Source organism: Pseudonocardia sp., from assembly GCF_050246655.1.
Lineage (GTDB): Bacteria > Actinomycetota > Actinomycetes > Mycobacteriales > Pseudonocardiaceae > Pseudonocardia.
The window spans coordinates 1-9,286 of the sequence record NZ_JBFWVQ010000168.1 but is presented as its reverse complement, the minus strand read 5'-3'; the positions used below and the strand labels follow the sequence as shown (position 1 = coordinate 9,286).

The 9,286-nt window shown below is 72.5% G+C and carries 10 protein-coding genes; 3 read left to right on the top strand and 7 right to left on the bottom strand.

Annotated elements, in window-relative coordinates; genetic code table 11:
* A partial coding sequence (locus tag AB7J25_RS28805) for a Clp protease N-terminal domain-containing protein (RefSeq protein ID WP_428514202.1) occupies positions 1 to 907 on the bottom strand: 907 nt, incomplete at its 3' end.
* A gap of 409 nt (positions 908 to 1,316) precedes the next feature.
* Between AB7J25_RS28805 and AB7J25_RS28800 the strand changes: the two genes are divergently transcribed.
* Complete coding sequence (locus AB7J25_RS28800; RefSeq protein ID WP_428514200.1) at positions 1,317 to 2,489, top strand: globin domain-containing protein; 1,173 nt, start codon at positions 1,317 to 1,319, stop codon at positions 2,487 to 2,489.
* 181 nt (positions 2,490 to 2,670) lie between these two features.
* On the opposite strand, the gene AB7J25_RS28795 is transcribed toward AB7J25_RS28800, so the two are convergent.
* The 5 genes from AB7J25_RS28795 to AB7J25_RS28775 all read right to left on the bottom strand — a co-directional run bounded on the left by AB7J25_RS28795 (position 2,671) and on the right by AB7J25_RS28775 (position 7,517).
* Positions 2,671 to 3,129 (bottom strand): heat shock protein transcriptional repressor HspR, encoded by a 459-nt coding sequence (locus AB7J25_RS28795; protein WP_428514198.1) that lies wholly within the window; start codon positions 3,127 to 3,129, stop codon positions 2,671 to 2,673.
* Complete coding sequence (gene dnaJ / locus AB7J25_RS28790; protein WP_428514196.1) at positions 3,126 to 4,322, bottom strand: molecular chaperone DnaJ; 1,197 nt, start codon at positions 4,320 to 4,322, stop codon at positions 3,126 to 3,128. The genes AB7J25_RS28795 and dnaJ overlap by 4 nt, the downstream gene beginning before the upstream one ends.
* A 31-nt stretch (positions 4,323 to 4,353) precedes the next feature.
* Positions 4,354 to 5,034: a nucleotide exchange factor GrpE gene (grpE, locus tag AB7J25_RS28785; protein ID WP_428514195.1), complete on the bottom strand. Its 681-nt coding sequence runs from the start codon at positions 5,032 to 5,034 to the stop codon at positions 4,354 to 4,356.
* A gap of 33 nt (positions 5,035 to 5,067) precedes the next feature.
* On the bottom strand, positions 5,068 to 6,921 hold the full coding sequence (dnaK, locus tag AB7J25_RS28780) for a molecular chaperone DnaK (RefSeq protein ID WP_428514193.1): 1,854 nt from the start codon (positions 6,919 to 6,921) through the stop codon (positions 5,068 to 5,070).
* A gap of 143 nt (positions 6,922 to 7,064) precedes the next feature.
* The gene (locus AB7J25_RS28775; protein WP_428514191.1) at positions 7,065 to 7,517 is read right to left on the bottom strand and encodes a hypothetical protein; all 453 of its coding nucleotides are present in this window, start codon (positions 7,515 to 7,517) and stop codon (positions 7,065 to 7,067) included.
* Between the two features lie 124 nt (positions 7,518 to 7,641).
* Here AB7J25_RS28775 and AB7J25_RS28770 point away from each other — a divergent pair, with 124 nt between their 5' ends.
* Both AB7J25_RS28770 and AB7J25_RS28765 read left to right on the top strand, forming a co-directional pair.
* Positions 7,642 to 8,070 carry a cupin domain-containing protein gene (locus tag AB7J25_RS28770; RefSeq protein ID WP_428514189.1) on the top strand — a complete coding sequence of 143 codons (429 nt, stop codon included), beginning with the start codon at positions 7,642 to 7,644 and terminating at the stop codon, positions 8,068 to 8,070.
* 20 nt (positions 8,071 to 8,090) lie between these two features.
* Positions 8,091 to 8,699, top strand: coding sequence for a TetR/AcrR family transcriptional regulator (locus AB7J25_RS28765; RefSeq protein ID WP_428514187.1), 609 nt, complete (start codon positions 8,091 to 8,093; stop codon positions 8,697 to 8,699).
* On the opposite strand, the gene AB7J25_RS28760 is transcribed toward AB7J25_RS28765, so the two are convergent.
* Positions 8,687 to 9,286: C40 family peptidase (locus tag AB7J25_RS28760; RefSeq protein ID WP_428514185.1), on the bottom strand; the 600-nt coding region annotated here is incomplete at its 5' end. The genes AB7J25_RS28765 and AB7J25_RS28760 overlap by 13 nt on opposite strands.

The window sequence follows — 9,286 nt, the reverse complement described above, 5'->3', positions numbered from 1 at the left end:
GCTTGATCATGTTCCCGGCGTCCATCGCACCCTCGCCGGTGGCCCCGGCGCCGACGATCGTGTGCAGCTCGTCGATGAAGGTGATGATCTCCCCGGCCGAGTCCGCGATCTCCTTGAGGACGGCCTTCAGCCGCTCCTCGAACTCGCCGCGGTACTTCGCGCCCGCCACCATCGACCCGAGGTCCAGGGCGACGACGCGCTTGCCGCGCAGCGACTCCGGCACGTCGCCCGCCACGATGCGCTGGGCCAGACCCTCGACGATCGCGGTCTTGCCGACGCCGGGCTCGCCGATCAGCACGGGGTTGTTCTTGGTGCGCCGCGACAGCACCTGCACGACGCGGCGGATCTCGGTGTCGCGGCCGATGACGGGGTCGAGCTTGCCCTCGCGGGCGCGCGCGGTGAGGTCCTGCCCGTACTTCTCCAGGGCCTGGTAGGTGCCCTCGGGGTCGGGGCTCGTGACCCGCGACGACCCACGGACCTTGGTGAACGCCTCGCGCAGCGACTCGGGGGTGGCGCCGTGGCGGCGCAGCACCTGGGCGACCGGGCCGTTGCCGGTGGCCAGGCCGACGAGCAGGTGCTCGGTGGAGACGTACTCGTCACCCATCTCCGTAGCGAGCTGCTGGGCGGCCGTGATCGCGGCCAGGGCTTCGCGGGAGAGCTGCGGTGCGGCGACCGACGACCCCGAAGCCGACGGGAGCCGGTTGCCCAGCTGGGTGTTCTCGGCCCGCACCGCCGCCGGGTCGGCCCCGACGGCGGTGAGCAGCGGGGCGGCGATGCCGTCGCCCTGCGCGAGCAGGGCGCCGAGCAGGTGCGTGGGGCCGACGTCGGGGTTGCCGGCCAGGGAGGCGGCCTGGGCGGCCGCCGAGATCGCCTGCTGCGTGCGCGTCGTCGGGTTGAAGGAGTCCATCCGGGGGTTTCCTCCGTCGATCTGATGGGTCTGATGCGGTGGGGCTCGTAGTGGTCAACGCTCCCAAAGTTGAGTCTGTTCCGCTCAGGTTCGATTCCTCGCGGAGATGCGGCCCACGCCCATACTGGCCCCCGCCGGGGTGCCGATCCCCGCTGCTCACGGCTACCGGCCCCCGACGGTCGGCGGATGGCTCACCGGCCGGGCCGGCGGCGAGCTGCGGGTCGCGTGGGCCGAACGGCGGGGCTGCCTGAACGGACAGTCGTCGCCGGGCCGTCGGCGCAGCGAACCGACCACGCGGCGCCATCACCGGGACTGGTGAGTACCCCCGACCGGCACTGCCGGTAGCCTCGCCCACCGAGACCCGACGTGAACAGCGCGTGACGACCGTCCCCGAACGGATGATCTGCTGATGGTTGCTGAACCCCTGATCGCCACCGAACCGCCCCCGTCCGGGCATCCGCAGGACGTGGCGGCGGGGGGGATGGTCGAGATCATCCGGTCCAGCTTCGCACTCGTCGAGCCGCGGGCGGAGGAACTCGGTCGCCACTTCTACGGCGTCCTGTTCAGCCGCGCCCCCGAGACGCGCGGCCTCTTCCCGGTCAACATGGAGGTGCAGCGCAGCCGCCTGCTGCGCGCCCTGGTGCACGTGGTGCAGATGGTCGACCAGCCAGAGGAGCTCATCCCGTTCCTCGAGCAGCTCGGGCGCGACCACCGCAAGTTCGGCGTCATCGCCCAGCACTACGACGCCGTCGGCTACGCCCTGTTGAGCGCCATCGCCGCCTTCGCAGGCGACGCCTGGAAACCACCCGTGGCGAAGGCGTGGACGGATGCCTACGGCATCGTCGCGGGCGCCATGCGCGCCGCCGCGGACGCCGAGCGCGGCCCGGCCTCGTGGCTCGGCCGGGTGGTCGGGCACCGTCGCGTCGGCTGGGATCTCGCCGTCGTCACCGTGCAGTCCAGCGGCCCCGTGCCGTACCGAAGCGGTCAGTACGTCAGCGTCGAGACGCCGCACCGTCCGCGCCTGTGGCGCTACCTCTCGCCGGCCAACGCCCCGCGCCAGGACGGCGTCCTGGAGTTCCACGTCCGTGCCGTCCCGGGCGGGTGGGTCAGCAGGGCGATCGTCGCGCACACCCGCATCGGCGACACGTGGCGCATCGGGCCCCCGATGGGTCGCATGACCGCCCCCGCCTCCAACGACGGCCTGCTCATGGTCGCGGGCGGCACCGGCGTGGCGCCGATGAAAGCGATCCTCGAGGACCTCGCCCGACGCCAGCAGCGGCCGCGCACCCAGGTGTTCCTCGGTGGCCGCACCTGGGACGACCTCTACGACTTCGACGCGGTCCGCAGGATGTCCTACGCCAACCCGTGGCTGGACGTCATCCCGGTCGTCGAGACCGCGGAGGAGGGCTCCGGGGCCGAGCGGGGCACGCTCGCCGAGGTCGTCACCCGCTACGGCGCGTGGGCCGACCACGACGTGCTCGTCTGCGGCTCACCCGCGATGATCCGCGCTACGGTCTCCCGGATGCTGGTGGCGGGCACGCCGCTGGACCGCATCACCTACGACCCTTTCACCCTGGACTGAACCACCTGGACTGAACCACCCCGCACCACCCCGCGGATCCACGGCAGCCGCGGCCGTCCCCGGCGCAGCCATGGCACACATGCGCCAGCGGTGGCACACAATCGCGGGTGGTGGCACACACCGCCGACGGTGTGTGCGAGCGCCGCGCGGTGTGTGCGAGCGCCGCGCGACATGCCGCGGGCTACTCCTCGCGGGGCGTCGGCCGCCACACCACGATCGCCTGGCGGCGGTCGACCGGCACGAGATCGCGCCGGTACGAGGCGTGGACGGCCTGCGCGGCCTGCTCCGCGGCCGCGCGGGCGGCGTCCAGCTCGGCGGACGCCTCCGCGAGCCGTTCGCGCAGCTCGTCCACCAATTGCTCCAGCTCGATGATCCGCTTGATGCCCGCCAGGTTCACACCCTCGTGCTGGGAGAGGCGCTGCACCTCGCGCAGCAGGGCGATGTCGCGCTCGGAGTAGCGCCGCCCGCCGCCCGCCGCCCGGCCCGGGCTCACGAGCCCGAGCCGGTCGTAGCTGCGCAGCGTCTGGGCGTGCAGGCCCGCGAGCTCGGCGGCGATCGAGATGACGAACACCGGCGTGTCCGGCAGGCCGCGGTCGATCCGCGGACCTAATGGGCCGGGCCGGGGTTCCGGGCGCCTCACCGGGCACCCCTGAGCAGGTCGGCGCGCGGGTCGTTGTCCTTGGTCGCCGCGACGTAGGCCTCCAGGGCCTCCTTCGCGGTGTCGTCCATCCGCGCCGGCACCGCCACCTCGACGGTGACGAGCAGGTCGCCCGCCGTGCCGTTGCGGCGCTGCACCCCGCGCCCGCGGACCCGGAACGTGCGCCCGCTCGCGGTGCCCGCCGGGACCTTGAGCGTGACCGTGCCGTCCAGCGTCGGGACGGTGATCGTGCCACCGAGCGCCAGCTCGGCGAAGGTGACCGGGACCGTGAGTGTGAGGTCGTCGGCGTTGCGCGGCGACCGCCCGAACAGCCGGTGCGGTGTGACGTGGACCTTGACGTACAGGTCGCCCGCCGGGGCACCGCCCCGGCCGGGCTCGCCCTGGCCTGCCAGCCGGATGCGCTGGCCGTCGTCCACCCCGGCGGGGACGCGGACGGTGAGCGAGCGGGTGCGGCTGGCGACGCCCTCACCGCCGCAGTCCGGGCAGGGATCGTCGATGATCCGGCCCGTGCCGCGGCAGTCCCGGCACGGCTCGGAGAACCCGAAGGAGCCCTGGTTGTGGCTCACGAAGCCCATGCCGTCGCACGTGGGGCACGGCCGCGGCGGGCTCCCTGGCCGGGCGCCGGTGCCGCCGCAACGCTCGCAGCGGCCCGGCGAGGTGAGCCGGATCGGCACCTCCGCGCCGCGGACGGCCTGGAGGAAGTCGATCCGCAGCTCGCTCTCGGCGTCCGCGCCACGCTGGCTGCGGGTGCTCGTGCGGCCGGTCCCCCCGCCGCCGAACATGCCGAACAGGTCGCCCAGCCCGGGCCCGCCGCCCGAGCCCGAGCCCGCGGAGGCCCGGCCGAACAGGTCGCTCAGGTCGCCCATGTCGAAGCCCTGGGTACCCGCCCGGCCGTAGCCCCCGCCGAAGCCGCCGCCCGGCATCCGCGGGCCACCGCCCGCGAACAGCGCGCGCGTCTCGTCGTACTCGCGGCGCTTCTCCGTGTCCGACAGCACGCCGTACGCCTCGGACACGCTCTTGAACCGCGCCTCGGCCTTCGCGTCACCCGGGTTGGCGTCCGGGTGCAGCTCGCGCGCGAGCTTGCGGTACGCCTTCTTGATCTCGTCCGCAGTCGCGGTGGAGGAGACACCCAGCTCGCGGTAGAAGTCCTTCTCGATCCAGTCGCGCTGGGTCATCCGCCCCCCTTCCGGTGGTGGTCGTGTCTGGTCAGGTGGTGTCCGGGTGCGCCGGCGAGTTCGGGTCCCGGCCGTCCGGCTCGGGCTCGGCGGGTCGGTCGGCGACGACGACCATCGCCGGGCGCAGCACGCGGTCGGCCATCCGGTAGCCCCTGCGGAGCACCGTCGAGACCACGGTGACGACGGGTGTCGACGGGCCGGTGACGGCGGACTCCTCGTGCTGCACGGCCTCGTGCAGCGCCGGGTCGAACAGCTCCCCGACGTCGCCGTAGGACTCCAGGCCGAGCTTGCCGACCACAGCGACGATCTTGTCCGCGACCGACTTGAACGGGCCCGTCAGGTCGCCGTGCGCCTCCGCACGGTCCAGGTCGTCCAGCACCGTGAACATCTCGCCGACGAACTGGGCGCGCGCCGCCGCGAGCACCACCTCGCGGTCGCGGTCCACGCGGCGGCGGTAGTTCGCGTACTCGGCGCTGACCCGCTGCAGGTCGGCGGTGCGCTCCTCGACCTGGGCGGCCAGCTCGGCCACCCGCGCGTCGGTCTGATCGGGTGGCGCCTCCTGCGGCGCGTGGCCGGGGGCCGCCCCGGCCGGCTGCTCGCCGGCCGGGGTGCGCACCTCGCCCGTCACAGGGTCGATCCGGCGCCGGTCCCGCACCACGACCCGCTCCTGCTCATGCTCCTCGGGGGAGTTGCCGGAGTTGCGGTCGCTCAACAGAGCCTCCTCTACAAGCGCTGGTCGGCGGGACTACTTGCGGTCCTTGTCGTCGTCGACGATCTCGGCGTCCACGACGTCGTCCGCACCGTCGTTGCGGACGTTCTGGTCGAAGTCCGGACCACCGGCCGCACCCTCGGCACCGGGCTGCTGGTAGAGCGCGGCACCCATCTTCTGGGACTCGGTCGCCAGCTTCTCGACAGCGGCCTTGATCGCGGCGGTGTCGGTGCCCTTGAGCGCCTCCTGGGCCTCGCCGAGCGCGGCGTTCACGCCGTCCTTGACGTCGGCCGGGAGCTTCTCGTCGTTCTCCTTGACGAACTTCTCCGTCTGGTAGACCAGCGTCTCGGCCTGGTTGCGGACCTCGGCCTCCTCGCGGCGGACGCGGTCCTCCTCGGCGTGCTGCTCGGCCTCGCGCATCATCCGGTCGATCTCCTCCTTGGAGAGGGCCGACCCACCGGTGATCGTCATGGCCTGGCTCTTGCCGGTGCCGAGGTCCTTCGCCGACACGTTCACGATGCCGTTGGCGTCGATGTCGAAGCTGACCTCGATCTGCGGCACACCCCGCGGGGCGGGCGGCAGGCCCGTCAGCTCGAACATGCCGAGCTTCTTGTTGTAGGCCGCGATCTCGCGCTCGCCCTGGAACACCTGGATCTGCACGGACGGCTGGTTGTCGTCGGCCGTCGTGAAGATCTCCGACCGCTTGGTGGGGATCGTCGTGTTGCGCTCGATGAGCTTGGTCATCACGCCGCCCTTGGTCTCGATACCCAGGGACAGCGGGGTGACGTCGAGCAGCAGGACGTCCTTGACCTCACCGCGCAGCACGCCGGCCTGCAGCGCGGCGCCGACGGCGACGACCTCGTCCGGGTTCACGCCCTTGTTGGGCTCCTTGCCGCCGGTGAGCTCCTTCACCAGCTCCGTGACCGCGGGCATGCGGGTGGAGCCGCCGACGAGCACGACGTGGTCGATCTGGCTCACGGAGATGCCGGCGTCCTTGATGACCTGGTTGAACGGCGCCCGGGTGCGGTCCAGCAGGTCCGAGGTGATCCGCTGGAACTCGGCGCGCGAGAGCGTCTCGTCCAGGAACAGCGGGTTCTTGTCCGCGTCGACCGTGATGTAGGGCAGGTTGATCGTCGCGGTGTTCTGGCTCGACAGCTCGATCTTCGCCTTCTCGGCGGCCTCGCGCAGGCGCTGCATGGCCATCTTGTCGCGGGTGAGGTCGATGCCCTGGCTGCTCTTGAACTTCTCGACGAGCCAGCTGATGATCCGCTCGTCCCAGTCGTCGCCACCGAGGTGGTTGTCGCCGTTGGTGGCCTTCACCTCGACGACGCCCTCGCCGATCTCCAGCAGCGACACGTCGAACGTGCCCCCGCCGAGGTCGAAGACCAGGATCGTCTGCTCCTTCTCGCCCTTGTCCAGGCCGTACGCGAGCGCGGCCGCCGTGGGCTCGTTGACGATGCGCAGGACGTTCATGCCCGCGATCTGGCCGGCCTCCTTGGTGGCCTGGCGCTGCGCGTCCTCGAAGTAGGCCGGGACGGTGATCACCGCGTCGGTGATCTCCTCGCCCAGGTAGGCCTCGGCGTCGCGCTTGAGCTTCTGCAGCACCCGCGCGCTGATCTCCTGCGCGGTGTACTTCTTCCCGTCGACCTCCGGGGTGCTCCACGACGAGCCGATGTGCCGCTTCACCGACCGGAACGTGCGGTCGACGTTCGTGACGGCCTGGTTCTTCGCGGACTGACCGACGAGCACCTCGCCGTTGCGCGCGAACGCCACGACCGAGGGGGTGGTACGCGAACCCTCGGAGTTCGCGATGACCGTCGCCTCGCCGCCTTCGAGGACGGCGACGACGGAGTTGGTGGTCCCGAGGTCGATACCGACCGCACGAGCCATGGTTGTTGCCTCCGGTTGCGTCTTGAGTGGATCTCGCTCAAGTCTGCCACGGGCCGGTTCTCGGGGTTGAGCCGGACCCGCTCAACTTGGTTGTGACCTCTGCAACGCGAGGCGGCGGGGAGTTGTTCCCGGCAGCTCGGAGGCTACAGCGGCGTCGCCGGCCGGGGCTCGACCCGGCCCGCCGCCAGGTCCGGCAGCGGGTCGGCGACCGGGGCCAGCACCTGCAGCGTCTCCGGATCCTCGACCGGACTGTCCTCGGAGTCGCGGTACTCCAGCTCGCCGTCCGCGCCGATCTCGGCGACGTAGCCCGCGGCGGCGAGCTGCTCCTCGTCGAGATCGGTGAGCCGTTCCCAGCGGCTCGGGACGACTCGGTACTCCGGCCAGTCCAGGTCCGCGTAGGCGTCGTGCAGGTCCGCGAGCATCCCGACGAAGAGCTGCTGCCAGCGCAGCGGCATGGACTGCGCGAGGGAGCGGGGCACGACGAGGTAGTCCTCGGTCGCTCCGGGCGCTGGCCGGGACAGGTAGTCCTGCAGGGGCGTTGTCGACGCCGGTGTCGACGCCGGTGTCGACGCAGTCGCGGACGGGTCGGACGTCATGGCCACACTGTCCCACCGGGACACGGAGGCCACCGACCGGGCCGGTTCATTGCACCCCCTTGCAGCGAATCGATGCCTGGTGCACAATTTCACTGCATATTGCTGCAACGAAAAGGAGCGTCCTGTGGACACGGCACTCGACGACCGCCCCCGCTGCGTCCTCGGTGAGGAGATCCGGCCCGTCCTGCGCGGCACCCTGTTCGAGCTGCACGCCGTGACGGGCCCGGTCGACAGCGGTCCGCCGCCGCACAACCACCCCTGGGACGAGGGCTACCTCGTGCTCGACGGCGCCCTCGGCGTCACCCTGGACGGTGCGCCGGAGACGGTGCTCGGCGCGGGCGCGTCCGTGCTGGTCCCGGCCGGGGCCACGCACTCCTACCGGATCGCCGCGCCCGGCACCCGCTTCCTCACCTGCACCTCGGGCGACGGCGCCGGCCGCTTCTTCGACGACATGGACGCGAGCACCCCGCACCGCGTCCCCGCACCGGAGGACATGCCCGCGATCGTCGAGGTGGCGCGCCGCAACGGCCTCGACTCGCCCCTGTTCGGCTGACCGCGCCACGATCGTCGACCGTGACGCGGACCTACGACAGCCCGGTCCGGCGGGAGCGCGCGGCCGCCACCCGCCGGGCCATCCTCGAGGCGTTCGCCGAGCAGTTCGGCCGGCCCGGCACCACCGACGTCGCCATTCCGGAGGCGGCCGAGCGGGCCGGCGTGTCGGTGCGCACCGTCTACCACCACTTCCCGGACCGGCAGGCCCGCGTGGACGGCCTCGCAGCGTGGGCCGAGGAGGTGTTCGGGCCGATCCCGGAGGCGATCCACGGCCCCGACGACCTGCCCGACTACGCCCGGCACGCCTACGCCCGCGCGGGCAGGCACCTGGAGCTCACCCGCGCCATGTACGCGGCCGGGTTCGCGAACGACGTGCGCCTGGCCCGCCTGCGCGCCCGCCGACGGCGCATCGCCGACGCGCTCGCCGCGATCGGCGCCCCCGCCGGACCGACGCGCCGCGCCGCCGCCATCGTCTCGCTGCTGTGCTCCAGCGAGGCGGGCGTCCCGCTGCTCGACATCCACGGCCTCTCGGTCGAGGAGGCGGGCGAGGCCGCGGCCGAGGCCGTCCGGGGGATCGTGGCGGACCTGCGCCGCCACGCGGCCGGTCGTTCCGCCGATCAGGCGCGGTAGTTCGGCGAGGTGCCGGGGCGGGTCGCCAGCGGCACCAGCTCGTCGTACTCCCACGGCACGGGGCGCACCCGGACGAACTCGCCGGTGTAGGGCGCCTCGACCATGTTGCCGCCGCCGATGTACATGGCGACGTGGTGGATCGTGTCGGGGTCGCGGGGATCCGTGGCGTAGAAGAGCAGGTCGCCGGGCTGCATCTCGCGCACCGGGACGTGCCCGCCCGCGTAGAACTGCTGGCGCGACACCCGCGGCAGGTTGATCCCGGCGGCCTGGAAGGCGCGCAGCAGCAGCCCGGAGCAGTCGTAGCGGTCCGGTCCGGTGCCGCCCCAGAGGTACGGCTTGCCCACCTCGCCGAGGGCGAAGGAGATCGCGCTGCTCGCCACGCCCTCGGGCAGCAGGGCGGCCGGGAGGCATCCGTTGGGCAGCACGACGTCCGCGAGCTGCGCGACGAGGTCCGTCGCGAGGTTCTCCCACTTCGCGTACGCGTCGGGGAACGCGGAGCGCTGGACGGTCTGCGCGGCGACGGTGACGGGCAGCTCGTCCCAGCGCGGGACCTGGAGCAGCTTGTCGATGAAGATCGACGTCGAGTA

Excerpts from the sequence above, each read along its gene's own strand:
- dnaJ (WP_428514196.1), bottom strand. The coding sequence starts at position 4,322 with ATGACCCAGCGCGACTGGATCGAGAAGGACTTCTACCGCGAGCTGGGT.
- AB7J25_RS28775 (WP_428514191.1), bottom strand. The coding sequence starts at position 7,517 with ATGACGTCCGACCCGTCCGCGACTGCGTCGACACCGGCGTCGACACCG.
- dnaK (WP_428514193.1), bottom strand. The coding sequence starts at position 6,921 with ATGGCTCGTGCGGTCGGTATCGACCTCGGGACCACCAACTCCGTCGTC.
- AB7J25_RS28800 (WP_428514200.1), top strand. The coding sequence starts at position 1,317 with ATGGTTGCTGAACCCCTGATCGCCACCGAACCGCCCCCGTCCGGGCAT.